The organism is Dyadobacter sp. CY345 (assembly GCF_021502725.1).
Taxonomy (GTDB): Bacteria; Bacteroidota; Bacteroidia; order Cytophagales; family Spirosomataceae; genus Dyadobacter.
Map to the genome: position 1 here is coordinate 146,269 of NZ_JAKFFS010000006.1, position 23,191 is coordinate 169,459.

The 23,191-nt window shown below is 42.2% G+C and carries 15 protein-coding genes; 5 read left to right on the top strand and 10 right to left on the bottom strand.

Annotated elements, in window-relative coordinates; all coding sequences use genetic code 11:
- Positions 1-60: 60 nt before the first annotated feature.
- From L0657_RS23845 to L0657_RS23855, 3 genes are read left to right on the top strand one after another with little or no spacing between them, the layout of a single operon-like run.
- Complete coding sequence (locus L0657_RS23845; RefSeq protein ID WP_235153283.1) at positions 61-1,047, top strand: glycosyl transferase; 987 nt, start codon at positions 61-63, stop codon at positions 1,045-1,047.
- Between the two features lie 17 nt (positions 1,048-1,064).
- Positions 1,065-1,469, top strand: coding sequence for an FdtA/QdtA family cupin domain-containing protein (locus L0657_RS23850; protein WP_235153284.1), 405 nt, complete (start codon positions 1,065-1,067; stop codon positions 1,467-1,469).
- Positions 1,470-1,518: 49 nt separating this feature from the next.
- On the top strand, positions 1,519-2,388 hold the full coding sequence (locus tag L0657_RS23855; RefSeq protein WP_235153285.1) for a glycosyltransferase family 2 protein: 870 nt from the start codon (positions 1,519-1,521) through the stop codon (positions 2,386-2,388).
- A 2-nt stretch (positions 2,389-2,390) separates the two neighbouring features.
- Here L0657_RS23855 and L0657_RS23860 read toward each other — a convergent pair whose 3' ends face one another.
- The 3 genes from L0657_RS23860 to L0657_RS23870 are packed head-to-tail and all read right to left on the bottom strand — an operon-like array spanning position 2,391 to position 4,732.
- Positions 2,391-3,098 carry a glycosyltransferase gene (locus tag L0657_RS23860; protein ID WP_235153286.1) on the bottom strand — a complete coding sequence of 236 codons (708 nt, stop codon included), beginning with the start codon at positions 3,096-3,098 and terminating at the stop codon, positions 2,391-2,393.
- Positions 3,091-3,951: a glycosyltransferase family 2 protein gene (locus L0657_RS23865; protein WP_235153287.1), complete on the bottom strand. Its 861-nt coding sequence runs from the start codon at positions 3,949-3,951 to the stop codon at positions 3,091-3,093. The genes L0657_RS23860 and L0657_RS23865 overlap by 8 nt, the downstream gene beginning before the upstream one ends.
- Entirely contained in the window at positions 3,935-4,732 is a 798-nt protein-coding gene (locus L0657_RS23870) for a glycosyltransferase family 2 protein (RefSeq protein WP_235153288.1), read from the bottom strand. Before L0657_RS23870 ends, L0657_RS23865 begins: the two co-directional genes overlap by 17 nt.
- 656 nt (positions 4,733-5,388) lie before the next feature.
- On the opposite strand from L0657_RS23870, the gene L0657_RS23875 reads away from it, so the two are divergent.
- A complete protein-coding gene (locus L0657_RS23875) occupies positions 5,389-6,255 on the top strand; it encodes a sugar phosphate isomerase/epimerase (protein WP_235153289.1) in 867 nt (288 codons plus the stop codon).
- A gap of 78 nt (positions 6,256-6,333) precedes the next feature.
- Here the strand turns inward: L0657_RS23875 and L0657_RS23880 are convergent, their stop codons facing one another.
- The 4 genes from L0657_RS23880 to L0657_RS23895 are packed head-to-tail and all read right to left on the bottom strand — an operon-like array spanning position 6,334 to position 13,419.
- Positions 6,334-7,872, bottom strand: a complete 1,539-nt coding sequence (locus L0657_RS23880; RefSeq protein ID WP_235153290.1) for an alkaline phosphatase family protein — start codon at positions 7,870-7,872, stop codon at positions 6,334-6,336.
- 30 nt (positions 7,873-7,902) lie between these two features.
- On the bottom strand, positions 7,903-8,745 hold the full coding sequence (locus L0657_RS23885; protein ID WP_235153291.1) for a glycerophosphodiester phosphodiesterase family protein: 843 nt from the start codon (positions 8,743-8,745) through the stop codon (positions 7,903-7,905).
- A gap of 29 nt (positions 8,746-8,774) precedes the next feature.
- Entirely contained in the window at positions 8,775-10,253 is a 1,479-nt protein-coding gene (locus L0657_RS23890; protein ID WP_235153292.1) for a SusD/RagB family nutrient-binding outer membrane lipoprotein, read from the bottom strand.
- Positions 10,254-10,263: 10 nt separating this feature from the next.
- Positions 10,264-13,419 (bottom strand): SusC/RagA family TonB-linked outer membrane protein, encoded by a 3,156-nt coding sequence (locus L0657_RS23895; RefSeq protein WP_235153293.1) that lies wholly within the window; start codon positions 13,417-13,419, stop codon positions 10,264-10,266.
- A gap of 437 nt (positions 13,420-13,856) precedes the next feature.
- On the opposite strand from L0657_RS23895, the gene L0657_RS23900 reads away from it, so the two are divergent.
- Entirely contained in the window at positions 13,857-14,732 is an 876-nt protein-coding gene (locus tag L0657_RS23900) for a DUF808 domain-containing protein (RefSeq protein ID WP_235153294.1), read from the top strand.
- 195 nt (positions 14,733-14,927) lie between these two features.
- On the opposite strand, the gene L0657_RS23905 is transcribed toward L0657_RS23900, so the two are convergent.
- From L0657_RS23905 to L0657_RS23915, 3 genes are all read right to left on the bottom strand, one after another.
- A complete protein-coding gene (locus tag L0657_RS23905) occupies positions 14,928-18,362 on the bottom strand; it encodes a VCBS repeat-containing protein (protein WP_235153295.1) in 3,435 nt (1,144 codons plus the stop codon).
- 71 nt (positions 18,363-18,433) lie between these two features.
- Positions 18,434-19,978, bottom strand: a complete 1,545-nt coding sequence (locus L0657_RS23910) for a RagB/SusD family nutrient uptake outer membrane protein (protein WP_235153296.1) — start codon at positions 19,976-19,978, stop codon at positions 18,434-18,436.
- Positions 19,979-20,005: 27 nt separating this feature from the next.
- On the bottom strand, positions 20,006-23,149 hold the full coding sequence (locus tag L0657_RS23915; RefSeq protein WP_235153297.1) for a TonB-dependent receptor: 3,144 nt from the start codon (positions 23,147-23,149) through the stop codon (positions 20,006-20,008).
- Positions 23,150-23,191: the final 42 nt, after the last annotated feature.

A 23,191-nucleotide genomic window follows, 5' to 3' on the forward strand; every position in this document is an offset into this window, starting at 1 on the left:
AATAATATTCAGTAATATTTGCAATCACGTTATAACCCGCTTCTATATTTTTTTGATTACATGCAGAATTTTTGCACACTTTTTAATTCGTTATATCTTTCCCGCGGTCTGGCGATGTATTATTCGCTATTAAATCAAAACGTTGATTTTCAATTATATATATTTGCCTTCGACGAACCCTGCCTCGAAATTCTAATGCGTCTGAAGCTATCCCATGTTACCATCATTTCGTTGGAAGAATTTGAAACGCAGGAATTACTTTCTGTAAAAAACAGCCGCACGCAGGGTGAATATTGCTGGACATGTACGTCCTCTACTGTCTGGCATTGTATCCATACTTACGACCTTGATCACTGCACCTATGTAGATGCAGATTTATTGTTTTTTTCAGATCCAAAAGTTTTAACCGACGAAATGGGAGAAAATTCAGTTTTGATCACTAGCCACCGATATAGTCAGGAATATGATCAGTCTGAATTAAGTGGTATTTATTGCGTTCAGTTCGTTACTTTTAAAAATACCGAAGCTGGCCTGAAAGTGCTCGACTGGTGGAGGCAAGCCTGTCTCGACTGGTGTTTCAACCGATTTGAAGACGGAAAATTTGGTGATCAAAAGTATCTGGATGACTGGACTACACGCTTCGAAGACGTTCACGTTTTGCAGCATATCGGCGGCGGAGTTGCTCCCTGGAATTCAAAGGATTATAACTATGAAAGCATTGCTGGCAAGACCTGGGTTTCTAATACACATTCACCAAAGCTTCCTCTTGTTTTTTATCACTTTCACGATTTTAGGTACTGCGAAAATGACAGTTTCCGCCTTACCGCAGAGCAGTATTATTTAAAAAAAGAAGCGATTGATTCAGCATACGTGCCGTATGCAAGAGCACTTGAAGCGGCAGAGCTTCGGATAAAAGAGATAGATAAAAATGCAGTTTTTCACGAAAATCCATTACCGTTAAAATGGATAAAAATTAGCTTGACGCGTCACATCCGATTCTTTCTGACAGGTTTTTACAAAAATTACTTTAAAAGAAGCAAACTATAACCCAAACTTTACATTCGGTGGCTCAGATACTTAACTTGAAAACCTTCACAGATATACGCGGAAACCTGACGGTGATTGAGCGCGTTATTCCTTTTGAGATAAAGCGCATTTTCTATATATACGGAGTCGACGATTCAGTACGAGGAGGACATCGGCATAAAAAAACCGTCCAGGCCGCCATATGCCTGAGGGGAAGTTGCAAAATTTACAATCATACCGGGTTGGAAAAGCAGGAGTTTATTCTGAATTCGGCCGATCAGTGTCTTATTTTACAACCAACGGATTGGCATCAAATGTATGAATTTACAGAGGACGCAATTTTAATGGTGCTCGCTTCGGAATTCTTTGATGCTGACGATTATATCTACGAGTCGTATCTGTGCGATCCATTACTGACTCGTGAACCAAGGCTCACGATTTAGAGAATAATGTAAAAGCCAATGTGGCTGTAATGCGTGCCTTTTTATGAATATGACTTCCAGTTTCCCAAAAATTACAATCGTCACTCCTTCCTTCAATCAGGGAAAATATCTGGAAGAAACCATTCTTTCTGTGATTGATCAGGGATATCCAAATCTGGAATATATCATTATTGATGGCGGAAGCACGGATGAATCTCTGAGTATCATAAAAAAATATGAAAACCAGCTGGCATACTGGGTCAGTGAAAAGGATGAAGGTTTGTATCATGGAATACAAAAAGGTTTCGAGAAATCTTCCGGAGAGATTATGGCCTGGATCAATGCGGATGATATGTACCACAAAAAAAGTCTTTTCAAAACAGCGGAAATCTTTTCAAAATTCGGGCATGTGCAATGGATTATGGGCAGCAATACCTATTTTGATCAAAACGGGCATCCTTTCACTTATGATAATTTGCCGTATTCGCAGCGCTGGTCTTCAAGCCGATTACGTTTGTTTGATGGACAATTTATTCAACAGGAATCTGTTTTCTGGCGGCGCGCCTTGTGGGAAAAAGCAGGCGGTTATCTGGATCAGAACTATTCATTGGCCGCAGATTTTGAGTTATGGCTCCGTTTCTTTCGTTATGAAAAGCTATACACGACAACTTTCATGCTGGCTGGTTTTCGCCTGAGAACTGAAAATCAGAAAAGTTTTAATCAAAGAGATCAATATCTGGCACAACAAAAAGAGCTGTTGCTGAGAGAAAAAAGGAAAGACGGAAAAACATTTCAACTTCGGATTTGCAAGCTGTTGCTCGGTCTGGCAACATTAATTCCTAAAAGAAAATGGCGTGAACGTTTACAGGCAAACGTGCTGAATCTTCCGCCAAAAGTTATTTTTGACAGGCAAAATGGCATTTATCTTACTAAAAAATAATATCAGGCTCCGTACACCATTGCTTTCAGCATCTTAAACTGATACCGCAGAAATATATTCAACCCAAAATGTTTTAGTATCAACCGTCCTTTTCTCTGCTCAAAAACCCGATCTTTTTGAACAGAGGAGATACCGGTATCATTGAAAATAGCAACAACAAAATCTCTAAACTCGAACTTGAAATTTTCGTTTTTGTTAAACTGCATATTTAAAACATGATCTGCGGAAATAGGATAAGTTGTATCGTATCGAAAAACAGAAAATAATTTTGCAGGATAGATAATTGCCTGGTGGTTAATACCGGTCTTGGCCTGCTGATAAGGCGAAAGTCTGCCTAGATATTTCCTGCCAGATTTTTGAACACTTCCGTAATAAATACAATTCGTATCTTTCAATTCTTCTGCTAACAGAGAAAAATCGGGCGTTAAAATATCGTCAGCACCAAGAAAATAAACCCAGCTCCCCTTGATCACGTCCAGGGCTTTATTCATCGCATCATAAATCCCGTTATCCTTTTCACTTTTCCAAAAAACGATGTTGTGAGAATTACTTTCAATTATGGATATTGTTTCATCCGTACTCGCGCCGTCTATGATAATAATTTCTATCCAAGGATATTTTTGAAAAAAGATACTATCTAGGCAACGCTGCAAATATTTTTCTGCATTACGGGTTACTACGATTATAGAAATCAGTTGACCACTAGGCATTTGACACGAGGCTTAATTCATTTTCAAAAATTTGAACCTCGTCAACATTGTTGAGATACTGGTTAAGCCCATGACTGCAAAAAACAGATTTTTCCTGCAATGCGGTAGATAAATATTGATCATTCTCGGGGCAGCCACTCCTGTCTGCCTCATTGTGATGGATGTGAAAAACGATCCCCCCAAACTTTATCGCCCTTTTACGAAGGCCGGAATTAAATAACCGAACGGCAATTTCATTATCTTCCCTGCCCCACCCGTGGAAACATTCGTTGTAACCGTTGACGCGGACTAAATCTTCTTTCCAAAAAGCCATATTACACCCGCGTAGGGCGAAAACATCATTTGGCCGGTAACGATCGGCCATATACCCACTTAACCAATTGATATTAAATCGATTACAAAAATTGCCTAGTCCCGGCTCGAAGAGCTGGATACTGGTTTTTTGCAAACGCAGCATTTTTTCAGAAAGCTGCTTGCTCATAAGCACTCTGCTTCCTGTAACAAATGTTCCGCGCTTACTAAGTTCCAGATGATCTTTCACAAAATGTTTATGCAAAATCAGATCACCATCGATTTGAATAAGATAGTCGCAAGAGCTTGCAGCAATAGCCTTATTACGAATTTTTGAAAGCTGAAAACCTTCATCTTTTTGCCAGATATGTATTAGCCTGACCGGAAAGTCCAGTCGCATCTCATCAATGACCTCAGCGGTCTGAGCGGTTGAGCCATCATCGGCAATAATAACCTCATCAGGCAAAACTGATTGACTTTTAACACTTAGCAAGCAGAGCCTCAATGCTTCCGGCCAATTGTAAGTTGAAATAATAAGAGAACTTTTAATGAAGGTTTTCATATCCGTTAGGGCAGATTTTAAATTTCTTGGTCAATGTTTCCTGTAAAATTTGGCTGTGGTGTGACTCATTTAACCTGGATAATTCCGAATGGTGCAAATGAAACTGAACAGCACTTAGCTTCACTATTTTCTTGACGATGTTATTATTAATGAATCGGGCAGCCAGCTCCTCATCCTCATGCCCCCAGCCATTCAACGCATTATTATAGCCGTTGACTTTAATGAAATCTGCCTTCCAGAAAGCAAGATTACTGCCCCGTACACTTCGGCTTTTCATTTCCTTTCGCTGACCAAGAGACCTGAAAAAAGGTAACCGGACCGCATTAAGCCGGTGATAGACGCCCGGAGAATAAAATTGTATATCTGTATCGAAAGAATTTAATAACTCCGTGCTTTTTGCAGCAGTTAATCTTGCCCGGCTTCCCCGGACAAAACAGTCCGGGGAAGCCGCCGCCAGATGATCCTGAACAAAATTTGGATGCAGTATTACATCTCCATCCACCTGGATCAAATATTCCCCATTGCTCTGCGAAACAGCTTTATTAAGAATGATGGTCTTCCGAAACCCAAGATCCTCATGCCAGACATGAATAATCGGGACTTGGAAATCAGCCTGAAAGCGCTGTACGATTTCCCTGGTCCGGTAATCTGAGCCGTCATCCGCAATAATTACCTCTGCCGGCAATATTTTCTGCCGGGCCACACTTATTAGACAGCATTGTAATGCCTCGGCCCAGTTATAGGTAGCTATAACAAGGGATGTTGCTGAAATGAATTTCATCAATACCTCAAACTATTTTTCAATATATTAATGCACAAGCGCGTTGCAGAATCTGCGAGCCCAACATGTAACCTTGCTTTGATCTTGCTAGACGAGAAAGTCAAAGGTGGTATAATTGCGGAGACAACAGAGCTTTAAGCAAACAATACGATGTTCGGGTATAGCGAAAGCTGCGCGTTCAAAAATGTACGGAAATGAAATTAATGACTGGAATTACCTAGAAACGGGCGGTTACATAAGTGAGTATACGTTTGTAACCTAATGAATAGAAAACTTGAAAACGGAGTGTTGGCGGAGAACATAATTATGATTGTTAGGGATAATATTTTTTAAGTATAGAGAGAACGTAAATATCGAAAAAGTACTGGAATTTACGAGATGCATTCTCTAATTATTTTCTTATTTCTTTCTAATTATTTGTTAATTTTTAAAAAAAATTGAAACTAATAGTTACATAGCGTTACAAGTTCCAAATCATTTATTCCAAAGTGATATTATCAACGATTTTTTCCAAAATGTTGCTGCGTGTGAAATTTTATTATTTCATAGGGATAAGATCTATGCTAACCTTTGATGCGAAGTTGTAAATGAAAGTAGAATGAGAAGATTAGACACTTCGTGTAGATATTGAAGTTGATATTTAATCAAAAAATATAATGAGACAAGTATTCAAAAAATCTGAAAACCCAATTTTCTTTAAAATATTCTTATTCTCAATCCTGATTCTTGGAGGAACGATGTTGTCACTTAATTTAAGTAACCCGCGTTCCTGGAAGCTCGGCGTGGCATTGTATACTTTTAATCCATCTACTTTCGAAGGACAACTCGACAAAGCTGATAGCGCCGGGTTAAAATACGTGGAAGGTTTCACATTCGGAAAGGCCGGTCAGGTATTGAACGATACTGCGATAATGAACCTTTCTCCTTCCGGCGTCAAAAAACTGAAAGCGCTTGTGGAAAAGAAAGGCCTAAAAATGGAATCTATATATCTGGTTGGTGGAAAAACAGTCAATGACTGGAAAAAGGAATTTGAGGTGGCGAAAAATTTTAACGTAAAATATGTCACCGCAGAACCGCCAGTTGATTTATGGGATAGTGTTGATAGCCTTGCCGGGAAGTATGGTATCAAAGTGGCTATTCACAATCACTGGAAAGGAACGAGTGCCTACTGGCATCCGGATTCAGTTTTAGCAGCCTTGAAAAACCATCCGAATTTCGGTGTATGTGCGGATCTTGGTCACATGCCAAAAAGCGGTATTAACCCGGTTGATGCATTAAAAAAACTGAAAGGAAATATTATCGCAATCCACTTGAAAGATATTGCTGCCTACAACGATCCAAAGCTGGTTGACGTGGTTGTCGGAACAGGCGTGATTGATTTTCCAGCGGTTTTTAAAGAGCTGGAAAGCCAGAATTTTAACGGACATATCATCATTGAACGAGATCGGCAGGAAAAACCAAGCAACTTACAATCTGTGATCCAAACAGTTAAATTTTATGAAACTACTCTGGGTTTGAAATGATATTTCCGTTTTAAAATTAAAACAGTTTGGAGCTTTCTACCGTAAAATACGGCGGGAAAGCTCCAAACTATTAAATTGTTATTTTGTACGTTCAGTCCTGCTGAAATTAAAATAACGATACTTATTCAGGATCGACATTTCTGCGGATAATTTGTAGGTACCCCAGGGATACTTTACTTCTGTCCGTATTATTTCCTGCTTAGCTGTACCAGTAGTATTCTTTGTTTTTTGAAACAATTCTGTTATGACCCTGCCATCCATTGTAGAAGGCACTGCAATGTCATAAATCCCTAAAACGGTCGGAGTAATGTCAATATTCGACGTTGGCAGTAAACCATGGTAACCACTTTTAAAATCAGGACCGGATACCATAAGCGCGATGTTTACCTCATAAGGACTTGATCCGCCATGCCCGGCCACGCCCGTTGTTAGATCAGTTCCTTTGTAACCTTTGTCGTTAATATCATCATTCCAGTTTGGGGCAATAAGAATATCGCCGGATCGCTTTGGATGATTATAATGGATCACTTCAAAAGAAAGTGTTCCGTCTACCCAGCCTTGCATACTACCTTTTTTCTTTGGTTTAGTAAACGCTGCACCTACCCAATCCTCCTTATGAAGTTCAGAAACGATCTTTTTTATCAGTTTTTCATTGTGATCTTTAACGTAGATAGCACCTTCGGCAACGACAACATCGTCTGAATCTTTATCTTTTTTCAGGCCTTGCGCGATTAAAAACTCACTCAGATTTTGCTTGCCTTTATGCGTAACAAACCCATGATCTGTTGAAACGATAATATTAAATTTATCGCTCAGGCCCCTACTTTCCAGGGAGTCCAGCGCACGACCAAATTGCTGATCAACAAACGCCAAAGCAGCTACGGCCTGGTCCGAACCGATGCCATACCGATGGGCAGAACCGTCAGGATCTGAAAGCCAGGCGGCACTTACCAGCGGACCATCATTTATTAAACCATATTTTATCAATGCGTCAGTCACCCATTTGTGTTTGGCATAAACATGCGAACCTTTTTGCGGGACATCACCAATGGCTGCGAGAACCTCCGATTTTAATGATTCCGGAAGTATCAGCTCTGGATTAATAACGGCCCCGTTTCCTACTTTGTGATTTTGCAAAAACGCCTGTCCCGTAGTACCTGAACTAAAAACCATCATTTTCTCCCCTGCCTTTTGAAGAAGTTCTCCAAGGGAAACGGCGGTAAGCAATTCATTGGATTCTGTCTTTTGTACTTTAATTAAGTCCTCATAGGTCGTACCAATTGCTTTCGATTTGTTCACATTGGGAAAGTACACTGCATTGCCTAACAATCCGTGCGTGCCAGGATATGAGCCGGTGGCGTACGACGCTGAGTTTACCCTGGTCACAGTTGGAAAAACACTGTGATGCTGTGTACCAATCGAAGCTTTTTGCTTGAAAGCAAATAAATTCGGCATTAGCTCCGCAGTAATATAATCAGGTCTAAGCCCGTCAAAAAAGAATATAAGCGTTTTATTGCGGGATGGCTTGGCAGTCTGGCCCTGTGCGGGGAGACACAAAATACCCGCCATCAGGATCGAACAGGCTGCTACCAGCGGTTTAAAGATGTATTTTTTCATTCTTATTTTATCTACTGAATTTTTAAGCTTCTATTTTTTAAAAACTGGTTTCCATGTTTCGATCCCGAGTTTCTCAGTTTCAGGAAGAAGTTCGCCTAAATTATTGACAAGTACAAAATCAACTCCCAGATCAAACAGCGTGGCCAGTTCCTTAGCTGTTTCAGCATAAAAATAATTGATTTTTACATTATTTGCCTTCAAAGATGCGATCAACGGTTTCCGGTCTTCACTTGATTCCGGGCGCAAAAGCTGGATAAATTCCGCTTTCATTCTGATCGTCTCTGCCACATATTTGGGGGTATTCCGGCGGTAACTATTTTCTCCGTTACAAATCAAAATTCCCGGAACCTGTTTCTTTGCTCCCATGGCAGCCTTTTCAGAACAAGTAAGAAAAGCCTGATGCAGCCGCCCTGATTTTTTGAGTAAATCAGCAGCAGCACGACCCACCGCTTCGTCTCCCTTCAAGTGGCAATTCAACCAGACATTTTCAGGTAATACCGCCAATACCTCTTCGAAAGTTGGTACCAAAGTCCCCTTAAATTTGTCTGACTTTTTAACACCGGCATCCAGCGAACGGATATAATCAAATGTTAAATTTTCAACATTCCCTTTTCCATTCGTCGTACGGTCAACTGTTTCATCGTGCATAATCACCATCATACTATCCTTGGTCAGCTGAATATCAAACTCAATCATTTGAGCACCAAGTCTTGCTGCTTCAACCAACGCCGGGATCGTATTTTCAGGATGCGTATCCATCGCCCCCCGATGCGCACAAAGTCCGCGTTGAGGCATTTTTATCTTCGATTTCTGTGCGTAAGCCTGCGTTGTTAAAACAATTGCCAAAATCACAATACCGGCGAACCACTTCATTATTATTTTATTATTCATCTTATTAAAAATTATTTCTCCCACCAAACCTTAATATTACTGTTGTCTCCTCCCATCGCTGCCACAGCACTTTTCAAAGCTTCCGGATTCAATGATTGCAGATAAGTCGGATATGGAACGCGCGATGGAAAAACATTTTCCGCCGGAATTCCCGAACCGCGAGGCAATACCGGATATCCGGTTCTGCGTTTCTCAAACCAGGACTGATAGTCAACAAAGAAATACGCATAATACTTTTGCAGCATCACCTGTTCCAACTGCTTTTCCGCCGTTGCAGTCGCATCATACAGTATGCCCGGCTGTTTCGTAAAACCTGCTGGCATGCTCGCACCCCATTGTGTCATCGATGCTCCTATGCCCGATTCATAATGTTGCTGAGGTAATGCTCCCGTATTGTAACCTTTTATTGCCAATTCAGCTTTGATAAACTCAACTTCTGCAAGGGTCATCATGACGCCAAGCTGAGGCAAGGTTTTCAGTCCGTCTGCGTAACTCGAATTACTTCCCACTGCATATTCCAGCGTTGTTGGATAACCGCTTTCAATTCCCTGGTAAACATTTTCAGTACCTGATTTCACCTGCGTGCTCCAGACAGCTCTCCTCGGGTCGTTGACCTGATTCATTTTATCAATAAAGAATTTGGTAAAATAAGTACCGTCACGCCAGTCAACCTGTCTTGCATTGTAAAAAGGATTGAAGAAAGGAAAAGTACCCGGATATCTGAAAATGGCTTCATCACTGTTTGTAGTAAAAACCGGATTACTAACAGGGTCTGCCAGAATCGCCGTGATCTGTTCTCTTACGTTAATTTCACCTTCTCTTTTTGAAATACGCAGCAGCAACCGCAGACGAAGGGAATTACAAAACTTTTTCCACTTCGCGATACCGGGGTTTTTACCTCCGGAAAGCGCATTTGAATTATACAACATATCTCCTGCGTAGGTCAGCGCTTTTGTATCATCAAGCAAACTGTTAGCAGTTTGAAGGTCTTTCAGAATTTGAATGTAGATGTCCTTCTGCTTGTCAAACGTAGGTTGAAAATTGCCTTCCAGCGCTTTTGTTGCCTGCGAATAAGGCACATCACCGTAAAGATCTGTAAGAATGGAATAACTCCAGCTTTTATAGATCAGGGAAATGGCTTTATAATTATTCTCATTCAGCTTATCGGCAATGACATAAATATCCTGGATGTCGTTAAGATAAGTATAGAAATTTGTCCATACGCCTGTGCCCGGATTGACAAGGTAACGGTGCAAACCTCCACCACCGGCGCTGGTACGCGGTGCATCAACCTGCATCAGTTCATGCGTAAAGTTTCGGCTGGCGTTTACAGTACTGTTGATAATTTTATACTGAAGCTGGCCAAGCATAACACCCGGAGTGATTTCTTTCGGGCGGTTTGGGTCTGTATTTAGCTCTTCAAAACCGTCGTTACAAGAGAACAGTAAACCGGCTAGAAACAAAATAGGAATATATATTTTTCGTAACATTTTCTAATCGTTAAAATTTGAGCGTAAGGTTCATACCCATTGTGCGGGTGGATGGGAATTGCGCCAGCTCTACACCGGGCGTAAGCGTTCCATTGTTCAGGTTCCCACCTTCCGGATCAAAACCGGGAAACTTGGTAAAGTTGAAAAGATCTCTACCGAAGAAGGCAAGACTTGTCTGACGAACGCCAATTCTGTTTAACAAAGCTGCCGGCAGGTTAAATTCAACGCGCGCCTCTCTGATTTTCAAAAATGACGCATCAAAAATATTGGTTTCCGCGTTCGCAATCTGGTAGTAGTTATCGTAGTATGAGCTGGCAGCAACTTTTACTGTGTTTGCGACAAAACTTCCGTCAGCCTGTTTTACGACACCCTGGCCGACAATTCCACCGTCACGTCCAGGCAACGTAACTTTCGTTTTACCCAGGGTATTGTTTTTGTGGTTTGTCTGCGAAAACATGCTTCCACCCTTTTGTCCGTCCAAAAGGATACTCACACGAACATTTTTGATTGTAAATTCATTGGACAAACTTGCTTTCCAGTCTGCAAACGCATTTCCCCACTTTTTGGTAACCGGATCCAATGCGGCCGGCAATCCCACTGACGAATATATAATCTGACCATCCGGAGCGCGCTGAAAACCGCGGCCATACATATCACCCATCAGACCGCCAACTCTTGCTTCGACCGAAACGTTGGAATCATGCGCATAAATCACCTGATTGGTGATACCTGACGCAAGTTTGCGCACATAACTTCTGTTTCTTGACCAAAGAAGTGTTGTGTTCCAGCTGAAATTTTTCCTGGTAATCGGCTTTCCTGTAAGTTTTACCTCAACACCTCGGCTATTGATCAATCCTGCATTAATTAAAGCATTGGCATAACCAGAAACCGGATCCAATGGAATCGCCAGGATTTGGTTTCGGCTGTTGTTGTTGTAATAGGCAATATCCAAAGCTACAAGATTTTTCAAAAGACGGAGATCAAGACCAAATTCATAACTGGCTGTTATTTCCGGTTTCAAATCTGCGTTAAAAAGCGTGGAAGAATTCGTGAAGCTGTTTCCATAAATTCTGTCGTAATATCTTGCTGTTTGATATGGGCGTGTGTCATTCCCAACCTGGGCCCAGGATGCGCGAACCTTTGCAAACGAGACAGCACTCGGCAGTTTGAATATTTCATTCAATAAAAAACTTGAACTCACCGACGGATAAAAGAATGAATTATTTCCGTAAGGCAACGTACTTGACCAGTCATTACGGCCTGTCACGTCCAGAAATATCTTTTCGTCAAATGAAAACTGCGTCGCTGCGTAAATACTGTTGATCGCCTTTTTCGTTTTTAAAGGGTCAGCAACTGCCTGGTCCAGACTATTCGATATCTGGTAAATTCCCGGCTGGGCAAGCTGATCCGCATACAAACCGGCGAAGTCGTAAGACTGACGCATGGCGTTAGCACCCGCCGAAGCGGTAAAATCGATTATGCCTCCAATCTTATCCTTGTAGTTGATAAGGAAATCGGTGTTCGACTCATAATTGAAAACATTCTGTTCACGGTACATTCCTCGTGGATACCGTGTCATGCTGAATGGCCGCTGTTGAGAACGAAATTCATAAGCCATATCCAGGCCGGTACGTACCAGAAAATCAAGTTTATCCGAAATTTGGTAAGCAGCGGAAATGTTCCCGATCACACCATGCTTATTCATTTTGTTGAGCATTTCATACATCCCAAGGTATGGATTATCAGGCGTTGGGTTGAAAGGATTTCGCTGTTGAATATTCTCTTTTCCGGGAACCCAGTACGGTTTGAACCATTCAGGCTTGATATTAGGCGCAGTGCCAAGAATCAAAAAATACATCAGCGACTGGTTGTTATAACCTGCCATCGGAAGGTTGTCGCTTTTCTTGTTTGAATAATTAACTTTTCCATTAATTTTCAATCGATTTGAAACTTTCTGGCTGACCGATAGTGCTACGTTTAACCTTTCAAAACCGGTATTAGGAATAATCCATTTGTTCTTTAAATGTGTTAAAGACAATCTGGCGGATCCGTTCTCATTGCCACCTTCCAGGGAAACACTGTTTGAAAAGGTGGTTCCTGTTTGAAAAAATCCTGAGATATAATCTTTGTTGGCAACCCATGGAGTCCTGACAGTCGGTTTGCCATCAGCGGCATCGGGATTGTATTGAAAATAGGACTGCCCGTCAAATTTAGGCCCCCAAGCTCTTCCCGCACCTACGGTTGTAGCCGTGTTTGGACCGTCCTGACTGTCCAGATAAGAAAAATAGTTACTGGTACGTCCTTCACCATATTCAAACTGATAATCCGGATAGCGGTTGATCTGTTCGACACTGAAATTGGAATTGAAAGTCACACCGATGCCTTTGTCTTTACGCACACCGGATTTTGTAGTAATAATGATCGCGCCACCCGCTGCCCGGCTACCGTAAAGCGCAGTAGCGCCCGGACCTTTCAAAACAGTAACTTTCTCAATATCATCCGGATTAATATCCGACAGACTTGATCCATAATCTACCGGACTGTCCGCCGAAAGATGGGAATTAAATCCTGTCCCGGTAATTCTGCTGCTCACCGGCACACCATCAACAACGATCAGTGCCTGGTTGTTATCAAGGTTTAGCGAAGATTCTCCCCGAAGTGTTATACGTGCCGATCCCATCGGTCCTGCGCCAGCACCTTGTATGTTCAGCCCTGCTACCTTTCCTGAAAGTGTATTAACCCAGTTATTGGATTTAGCATCTTTCACAGCATTTTCATTGATTGTCTGTGCAGCGAAACCAAGTGACTTTTCTTCTCTTTTAATTCCAAGAGCCGTTACAACAACTTCGTTTAAGATTTTGGTATCTTCCACCAATACCACGTCAATCACACTTTGTTTTCCAACAACTTTCTCCTGAGAAATAAACCCGATGGCTGAAAAAATTAAGGTGGTTCCTGGTGCAGAAGTCGTCAGGACATACTCGCCTTGTCCGTTCGTAGTCGTCCCAGAGCTGGTTCCTTTTAAAAGTACATTTACCCCTGGAAGTGGGTCTCCGCTGGGAGCGGTTACCTTACCGGAAAGGTTTAAAAGTTGAGCCGTTGATGTAAAAGGCATACAGATGCCTAACAGCATGGCAAATAATGCCGGCAGTAATCGTTTTTTCATAAAATGGTTAGTGGTTATTCGGATTATGAACTATTGAGGTTGTTAGTTCGCAGTTTCTAATAATGCATCAAAGGTAGTGAGCCAGAAAAAAGGCGATATTACCCATACATTAACGAATCGTTATGATAAAGCACCCGGAAAATCAGTAGATGGACTAAGTGCAGATTATTTGTGCTGTAATTCAACAAGAGGATTTCAGCAACCTGTCTAAATATTTTGTCTTCGGCACGGTTTTATCAATAATTCCGAACGATATGAATGTTGGAAAATGTCGATATTAATCCCGCTAATTCCTGAATTTAGAGAATGTAAATAGACTTTAAACGCATTTCTGTGCCACCTGTTTATTACCTTCGCAATTAAACCACAAGCCTGGGCAGTTCTGACAGGCAGTACTAAACCGAAATTATACAATATTCTTACAAGTAAAATTAAATATGGCGTCAGGATTTTTTGCGATTTTAGATGATATTGCCTTTTTGATGGATGACGTTGCCATGGCGACGAAAGTAGCAACCCGCAAGACGGCAGCAATCCTGGGAGATGACCTTGCTGTGAATGCGGAAAAAGCCACAGGTTTTCTATCAGAGCGGGAGTTGCCGGTATTGTGGGCTATTACCAAAGGTTCATTTATTAATAAAATTATTATTGTTCCACTCGCCTTGCTGCTGAATGCTTTCCTGCCATCAGCCATTACGTTTGTTCTGGTTTTAGGCGGGCTTTATCTCGCATTTGAGGGTGTTGAAAAGATAGTAGAATATTTTTTCCCTCACGAAAAACACCCGGAAGTTATTGCCGAGGAAAAGCCAAAAGCTGGCGAAGCTGCCGGCGAATATGAAAAAGCAAAGGTAAAAACTGCCGTAACAACGGACTTCATTTTATCTATTGAAATCGTAATCATTGCCTTGGGCAGCGTTGCCGGTCAGGACTTGGGTATCCAAATAATGACAGTTTCTGCTGTGGCATTACTTGCGACGGTTGGCGTTTATGGCATTGTTGCCCTGATTGTAAGAATGGACGATGCCGGTTACAAATTGATTAAGAAATCAAACAATAAAGGATTTTTTTCCTGGCTGGGCAATGCGCTTGTCAAAGCTTTGCCAATGATTATCCGTATTTTAGGTGCCGTTGGTACCGTTGCCTTGATTTTAGTTTCAGGAGGGATTTTTGTTCATAACATACCTTATTTCCACCATATTTTCCCGGACCTTAATGCTACTGTAAAGGAAATTGGAGTCGGTCTGGTAATTGGCCTGATCGCGGTTGGAGTTGTAACACTTTTCAAGAAAATATTTTTTAAGAAAAAGCATTAATCTTTTACTATAAATAGAAAATAGGGGATGCGGCATTCGTAAATGCTGAATCCCCTATTTTTTTTAAACGGGTGATTTGACTCTGCATTGGCTGGTGCGATCGTAATATATTTTCAGTAAATACCGCATACCTCCAACCAATTACACTTTCTCGGTCGATTCAATGTTGACAGATCTTTCACGAAGACATGGAAACTACTGCTTAGATATGTCCATATTTAATTTATTAATCTGAATATTTCCGGAATTAATAGCAGTCAAAAGCCAGTTCTGATGATGAGCTCCTTTGAACAGTAAGCTTTTCCGCACATCTCCTCTTATCATCAATCCACTTTCTGAGCCAGGTACTGGCTTAAAATTCCCCTTTCCATTTCCTAATAGAAGAAGTCCTGTGGATGCATCCTGCCGACCCATATTCACTTCATTGGGATAAAAATTGCCGGTCAGAATCACGTCAAGATGACCGTCGGCGTTAACATCAAAGGGTGTTATCCCGAATATTGGCGACTTTTGCGCCTCGATAGGCAGCGCATGAACTTTGAATTTACTTTTCCCAAGATTTTCAATATAGGCACTTTGCAAATACGTGGCTTCCGCGCTGTATGCACCTTTGAGCTGGTCCTGGCCTAACAACTCTTCGAATGTTACACTGGCATAATCTGCATAATGAGGGAATTTTTTACGGAACTGGATTACCTGTTGGTTCAAAGCATCCCGTGGAACGCTGGGATAACACTTACCCTGAATAAAATAACCCATCAGCGGATCAAATGTACCATCACCATTAAAATCTTTTGCGACGATTTTAATAGGTTCTTTCTCCGAAGCGCGGTAAAAAGTATTGAGCCCTTCATTACCCGCTATGAAATCCAGATCGCCGTCTTTATCAAAATCGCCGGAAGCCAAACTGTTCCACCAACCTGTAAACTGTGCCAGACCGTTATCAGACTTTTGCGGATGCAGCGATTTTCCTTTTTTGTTTTCAAAAATTCTGATTGGCATCCATTCGCCTGCCAGAACAAGGTCATCATACCCATCCTGGTCGGTATCCGCCCAAAATGCGCTGCAAACCATGCCGGCATTTACCAACTCCGGACAATATTCAGACGTGACATTCGTGAATTTTGTTACGCCATTTTTCGAATCATTTTTGAGAAGATAGCTGCTTGCAGGAAGCGGGTATTTTCCAGGAATACTGCGGCCACCAATAAACATATCCGGATCCCCATCTTTGTCAAAATCATTAACTGCAATACACGAACTGCTAAGGGCTAAAACAGGAAAAGCCGTTTCCAGGGCGGGCGAGAAATGGCCGGAGCCGTCATTCAGATAAAACTGAATCTTGTAAAATTCTTTTTCCCCGACCGGCATTTTATTACCTCCGTTCGTAACGATTAAATCCAGGTCACCATCACTATCAGCGTCCAGAAAAGCAGCCGCGTTGTTTTCGTGCAATGAATCCCTGGAAACGAAACGTTTTTCAAAAAGCCCATCCGTTTTTTGGATAAAAATTGTCGGCATTCCACCCCTGTAGCTACCTCCGACAAAAATATCTTCCAACCCATCTCCATTCACATCGCCGGTCGCCATGGCAAAGCCATTTTTCGATAGCATTTTATGCATCGTGGCAGTTTGTTTGAAATCCACGAAATTGCTTTCCGTATGTCGGAAGTCAAGATTTTGTTGTTTTGTGATATCTGTGAAATAGGTCTTTTTCGGTTTATTCATAATCAGACCCTCAGAATCAACCGCATCATTTTGGTTCAAAACAAGCCGAAAATTTGCAGGAATATTTTTCATTTTTTGTGACTTGCCTCCCGGCCAAACCACAAGAAGGCTGTCGATCCGATTTTTATTTCCAAGACCAAAATGCAATGTTGGTTCCACCGATGACTGGAAACCTCTAACCACGCTCAGCTCGGCATACTGCACATCTTTACCTGTCCAAATCGTTACCTTAGTTCCGATTCCAGAAAGATTTCCTTTTATACCTTTCAGTGCAATATTTAAAGCGTTTGTTTTTTTGCTTTCACTACTGTTATTCTGATAAATGAAAGCTGGCGTATCAATATTATTTACTACCAGATCCAGGTCACCATCGCCGTCTAAATCTGCATAGGCAGCACCGTTGGAGTATGAAAGCTGGTCGAGCCCCCAGTCTTTCGATACATTTGAAAATGTAAGATTACCCTGGTTTTTATAAGCGTAATTGGCTATCTGAACTTCCGGTACTTTTTTAATCAGCTCCATCGCATTATGCTGATTAAAATTATTGGTACCAAAACTTGAAAAATCTTCCTTAAACTGGATAAAGTCACGGTCGGTAACATCCCGGCGGTATCCATTGGTAATAAAAATATCTTTTTGACCGTCGTTGTCAAAATCGGCGATCAGCGGCGCCCAACTCCAATCGGTTTTTGCAATGCCGGCCAGCAAACCGACTTCGGAAAACACCGGTAATCCTTGCTGGCTTCCATCGTCTTCTATTCCAATGTTTACCTGAAGCATATTCCGCATGTACTGCAACTGATAACCATATTGATCAGAAATACTCATTTCTTTTCGGTCGTAGTCCTGCCCGGCAAGCATTTTTTTCTGCCGAAAATTATCCTCCGGAAGCATATCCAGTTGAAAAATATCGGGATAAGTATCGTTGTTGATATCAGCCACATCCAGCCCCATACCATACAAACTCGTGTGTGCAATGGATTTTCGGATTACGTTGTTAAAACCAACAATTCCTTTATTTTTCAAACCATCATTCAGGTATAGAATATCGCTGCTGATAAAATCATTGGAACAATAAATGTCTGGGAAACCGTCCTTATTCAGGTCGCTAACAGACAGTCCCAATCCCAGACCTTCGTATCGAACGCCTGCTTCTTTTGAGATATTGGTAAATACCGGAATTCCATTCGCGCCGCTTCCATCGTTACGGAAAAATTTACCGGTACTTGGATATGAACCATCGTCATAAGTTTTGCGTAGATAATTTGGGTTTTGAAGGTCCGGAGCAGAATTCATCATAAATACGTCCAGGTCACCGTCCAGATCTGCATCGAAAAATGCAGTTTGTACAGTAAACGCAGGATCGTTCAACCCATACGCTTTGCCCATTTCCTTAAATTTCGGCATGTTTTTCTGATCAATACCCTGGTTCACGAAAAGCATATTTTCTACGGCCGAAGGATCTGCCGAAGCCATTTTTACATGTTTGGCAACACTCACATAAATATCCAGCAAGCCATCCTGATTGATATCAACCATTGATATGCCGGTACACCACCGATTGGTTTTTACACCCGCGACTTCGGTGATATCTTCAAATGCCCATTTTTTTGAAAGTGTGTCAATCCGGCTCAAATACAAACGGCAGCTCACCTGATTTCCACCAAAGAAAATATCTGGCTTCCCATCATTGTTCACATCACCAATCCCGACACCTCCGCCGTTATAAAAATTTGTAAACGTAAAAGGGTTGATTGAGTCATTCGGGATTAACGTATTAGAGAAACTTATACCCGTTTCATCTTCACCATGGGAAACAAAAAGGGTTTCCTGCTTTTTTTCACAGGAAAAACAAAGGAAAAGGAAAGACAGGAAGAAGAACGGATACGTAGATCTTTGCATAAGAAAAAAAGTATCTTCTATTTAAAAATATCAGCAGCCTTGAAAGAGCTGCTGATATTTTTGTGTAACAGTTAATTATAACCAGGATTTTGATCTGCTGGCTCGATCCTAGCATTATTATCTACCTCCTGCTGTGGAATTGGAAGCAATTCGATTTTATTAGCCTGAAAATAGGTTAGCGGTTCTGCTTTCAATTTACTCAATTTTCTCCATCTAAGAATATCCCGGTTACGAATTTGCTCACCGCTTTGCTCAACGCGCCTTTCGTGGACAATAGCATCGAAAACCTGGTCCTTCGTTGAAACCGGAAACCTGGCAGTCGGATATGCAGGCATGCTAACACTTTTACGTGCACGAATCATGTTAAGATAATTGACTGCTGCCGAAATATTCCCAGCTTCGTTTTCTACCTCTGCAAGTGAAAGAATGGTTTCGGCAAAACGCATGATACGCTGGTTTATCCCGCCAGTAAGGAATGATTCGTTCATTTTATACATAAGCGAATATTTTTGCCAGCTCACTTTCATAGTCACACCATCGACAACCGACGAGTTACCATTCTGCTGTCCGTCAGTTAGCGTGTTTGCTCCATTATTGTATTTTTCGCCTGTGAAATAAAATGAGTCTTCGTAACGTGGATCGGTCTTTGCATCACCTTTTGTTGTCTTTTCAAATTCTGATAACAAACTATTAGAAGGGATGACGTTTCGCCATCCAATTGCAGAATATTCTTGCGTGCGGACGGTTTCAGTACCCGCTGTCGCTCCGTTGCCATCTCCATCCCAGTTATACACACCCCCTGATGGGAAGAAATTAACTTCGAAAATAGACTCCTTATTAAATTCTGTTTCTTCCAGAAAGTTATCATTATAATTGTCAACGAGCGAATAAACGCCTGAGTTGTAGACTTTCAAGAGTTCAGTTTTTGCATTGGCATAATCTCCAAGCTGCATATAAACCCTTGCCAGCAACATTTGCGCAGCACCCTTGCTCGCACGCCCCTGATTCGCTGCGTCATAAGTAGCAGGCAGATCGGCCTGGATCGCCTGCAATTCAGCCGTAATAAAAGCATAGACTTCTTCGGCAGGTGATCTTGGCAGACTACCGTCGACGGTCATAACATAATTTTTATATAATGGAACATTGCCCCACATGCTCACCAGCTCATAATAGGCATAAGCTCTTAAAAAACGGGCTTCTCCAAGCAACCTGTTTTTGTCCGCATCAGCAAGATCTGTCACTTTACCTGAATTATCGATCACCGCATTGGCGCGATGGATCATCCGGTAAAAGGCAAGCCAAACCGTCCCTAAAACAGAGTTTCCTGTGTCATGCGTACCGAGCAACAACTGGTTACGCGGCGTTTCGAGCTGTCCTCCACCTGCTGCCACATCATCGCTTCGCAGATCATGCAGGAAGAACCATTCTCTGGCTACGAGATTATTAGATTTGAGCATGGAATACACGCTGGTAACCGCACTGGTCAGCTCAGCTCCATTTTTATAATAACCCTCGACGGTAACTCCGTTCGGGTTCGTCTTTTCAAGGATATCGTCATTACAAGCGAATACGATCCCGAAAAGACAGATGTAAATAATGATCAGTTTCTTTTTCATTTCAGTTCTTTTAATAAAGTGTCAATGTCAAAATCCTACACTCAAACCTACCTGAAGTGTTCTTGGCTGCGGATACATTCCGTAATCGATCCCGTTGATCAGCTGCGTTGCCGAATCGGTAGACGATCCGTTCACCCCGATTTCCGGATCAAGTCCTGAATATTTGGTCAGCGTCAGAAGGTTGGTCGCTGATACATAAATCCTGGCCTTCGTGATCGTCGCTCTTGTCAACGTCGACAACATCTTAGACGGTAAGGTGTACCCTATGCTGAAATTTTTAACCCGCATATAAGACCCGTTTTCAATGAAGCGATCGCTCGTACGGCTATTGTTATTTGGATCACCGCTAATTGCTCTTGGCACATCCGTATCTGTATTGGTCGGTGTCCAGGCATTAAGTACATCCGTCCCGGCGTTGAACAGGCGAAGCATCCCCTGCTCGATCACCTTCGTTCCGTTATAAATTTTGTTTCCCTGTACACCCTGCAAATACAAAGTGAAATCAAAGTTTTTATAACTTCCGCCAAAATTTGCCCCATAACTGAACTTTGGAATAAAACTACCCAGGTATGTCCTGTCCGATGGTGTAATCCTACCATCACCATCCAAATCTTTAAAACGGATATCGCCGGGTGCTGCTGCGTCCAGATATTTAGTTTGATCATCTCCATCGACAGCATTGGCTGCATCGATTTCTGCCTGGTTCTGGAAGATACCGTCTACCTGCCATCCAAAAAAGGACTGTATCGGGTGGCCGGCTTCTGTTTTGGTGATATCAGATCCGCCAAAATCTGCGTTAGCTCCAGAGAATAGTGTAGCACTTTCCGTAGCAAGGCTCAATACTTTATTCCGGGTAATATCAAGATTGGCCGAAGCATTCCATTTGAAGTCGCCATCATTTTTGCTGTAACCCAATTGAAACTCATAACCCCAGTTTTTCATACTTCCAATATTTGACAATGGAGAAGTCGAGTAACCCACAGAATTAGGAATCGGTACCTGAAGCAACAACCCGTCTGTGTTTCTCTGGTAGGTCTCAGCTGTGAATGTGACGCTGTTGTTAAACAAAGCGAGGTCAACTCCCAGGTTCGTCATTGTAGTACTTTCCCATTTCAATTCTGTGTTTGCAAGCGAGCTGAAATAAGATCCCAAAACCTTATTTCCACCAAAAACATAATTGCTGTTATCTGCCGCTACGAGCGCTTGCCAGGCATAACTTCCAATTCCGTTAAATCCGGTTTGTCCATAACTCGCACGGATTTTTAATTCTGAAATCTCAGGAACCGATTTTAAGAATTCCTCTTCGCTGATGCGCCATCCAAGCGATAGTGATGGGAAGGTACCCCATTTATTTCCTGGTGCAAAACGGGAAGAACCGTCCCTGCGAATTGAGCCACTTAGCAGATATTTTCCTGCATATTCATAATTCAAACGTCCAACATAAGAAAGCAACGAGCTCTCGTCGAGCGAACTGGTAGCGTTCGGATTGGAAGCACCCTGCAACTCGTCGATGTCATTGTTTGGCCGGTAACCTGATCCATTCAACGTATTAGACCGAAAATTTTGCTTGTCAACAATCGCCGTTACATTCAGCATGTGTTTGCCAAACGTTTTCTCAAAAGTCAGCTGATTGGTAATAACCGGTGAGAAATAGCTGGTGCGGTTGTCTTGTATTTCGTACTGGATCCGTGATTTAAACCCATCGTTATAAATTGGAAACTGATTGGTTGTGTTCGCTGATACGATATCCGCACCAAAACTGAAACGATATTTCAGAAAGCTGGCAAGTTTCACTTCGGCAAAAATGGAGCCTAGTAATTTCAAACGTTGGTTCCGCGTGACATCCATCAATGCAATACGCACAGGATTATCCGGGTCACTACCATCAGCAGCTGTTGGCGAGCTGTATCCGCCAGGTTTGGTCGGGTCAGTGACAGGCCAGTAAGGAAGGTTCCGGATCATTTGCATCACCGCAGTACGGCCACCACCAAAGCCCTGCTCGCCTCGCGACTTGTCATAAGATACTGTTAAAGTCTGTCCAAAGTTCAGGAATTTGGTTACCTGATGGTCAGAATTTAAACGGACATTTGCACGCTTATAATTCGTACCGATCAAAATTCCTTCCTGGTCAAAATAGCCCGCTGACGTAAAGAATCTGGAAACGTTGTTTCCTCCCGAAACCGAAATCTGATGTTGCTGAATCGGCGCGTTGCGGAACATGACATCCTGCCAGTTGGTATTCGTTTGCGCGAAAGTCTGCGTGGCACCCGGGTAAATTGGCTGATTCAGGTCAGAAAGCCGGCCCGGCATGGCAATACCTGCATTGCCAAGAAGTGCAGTTGCATATTGAATATATTGGTCAGTATTAAGCACATCGAGTTTTTTCCATGCGGATTGCGTACCCACATAAGTATCAAGATTTACGTGAAGCTTTCCATCTTTCGAGCCTTTTTTGGTCGAAATGATGATCACGCCATTGGAAGCGCGTGAACCGTAGATTGCAGCCGAGCTCGCATCTTTCAAAACTTCCAGCGATTCGATATCTTTTGGATCAAGATTATTCAGGTCACCTGCCGGAATTCCATCGATCACATAAAGCGGCCCTGAAGCATAATTAATTGAACCTATCCCCCTTATACGTACAACGGGTGTCTGTCCCGGACTACCATTATTAACTACCCTGACGCCGGGCACTCGTCCCTGCAACGCCTGTTCTGCGCTGATAACCGGCAACGCAGTTAGTTCTTTGGGAGAAACTGATGAAACCGCTCCCGTAAGAGAAGATTTTTTCTGACTACCATACCCGATAACGACCATCTCCTCCAAAGCCTGATCTTCGGCAAGCAATTGGATCTCAATGCGTGTTTTCGTACCGACAGTCACCTCCTGCCTGGTGTAACCTATGAAGCTGAACACGAGTATACTGCTTTCAGAAGGAACACTAATTGTAAACTCACCTTTGGTATCCGTAACAGTTCCCTGACTGGTTCCTTTCAGCGTGACATTGACACCAGGTAATGCCTCGCCATTATCGGCGGTCACTTTTCCGGCAACCTGCTGGTCTGGCAATGACCCGGCAAATGCGACCTGCAAAGACAGTATCAGTAACAGCACAGAACCATGGAACCAACTTTCCTTGAACAAGGAAAAGATTTGTAATCGATTCTTCATACACATTGATTTTAAATGTTAGAATGACAATTGTTTAAAAGC

Bases quoted from the DNA above. Each gene is read 5' to 3' on its own strand.
- L0657_RS23905 (WP_235153295.1), bottom strand. From the start codon at position 18,362: ATGCAAAGATCTACGTATCCGTTCTTCTTCCTGTCTTTCCTTTTCCTT.
- L0657_RS23880 (WP_235153290.1), bottom strand. From the start codon at position 7,872: ATGAAAAAATACATCTTTAAACCGCTGGTAGCAGCCTGTTCGATCCTG.
- L0657_RS23855 (WP_235153285.1), top strand. From the start codon at position 1,519: ATGACTTCCAGTTTCCCAAAAATTACAATCGTCACTCCTTCCTTCAAT.
- L0657_RS23875 (WP_235153289.1), top strand. From the start codon at position 5,389: ATGAGACAAGTATTCAAAAAATCTGAAAACCCAATTTTCTTTAAAATA.
- L0657_RS23910 (WP_235153296.1), bottom strand. From the start codon at position 19,978: ATGAAAAAGAAACTGATCATTATTTACATCTGTCTTTTCGGGATCGTA.
- L0657_RS23885 (WP_235153291.1), bottom strand. From the start codon at position 8,745: ATGAAGTGGTTCGCCGGTATTGTGATTTTGGCAATTGTTTTAACAACG.
- L0657_RS23845 (WP_235153283.1), top strand. From the start codon at position 61: ATGCAGAATTTTTGCACACTTTTTAATTCGTTATATCTTTCCCGCGGT.
- L0657_RS23900 (WP_235153294.1), top strand. From the start codon at position 13,857: ATGGCGTCAGGATTTTTTGCGATTTTAGATGATATTGCCTTTTTGATG.
- L0657_RS23895 (WP_235153293.1), bottom strand. From the start codon at position 13,419: ATGAAAAAACGATTACTGCCGGCATTATTTGCCATGCTGTTAGGCATC.
- L0657_RS23860 (WP_235153286.1), bottom strand. From the start codon at position 3,098: ATGCCTAGTGGTCAACTGATTTCTATAATCGTAGTAACCCGTAATGCA.
- L0657_RS23870 (WP_235153288.1), bottom strand. From the start codon at position 4,732: ATGAAATTCATTTCAGCAACATCCCTTGTTATAGCTACCTATAACTGG.
- L0657_RS23890 (WP_235153292.1), bottom strand. From the start codon at position 10,253: ATGTTACGAAAAATATATATTCCTATTTTGTTTCTAGCCGGTTTACTG.
- L0657_RS23865 (WP_235153287.1), bottom strand. From the start codon at position 3,951: ATGAAAACCTTCATTAAAAGTTCTCTTATTATTTCAACTTACAATTGG.
- L0657_RS23915 (WP_235153297.1), bottom strand. From the start codon at position 23,149: ATGAAGAATCGATTACAAATCTTTTCCTTGTTCAAGGAAAGTTGGTTC.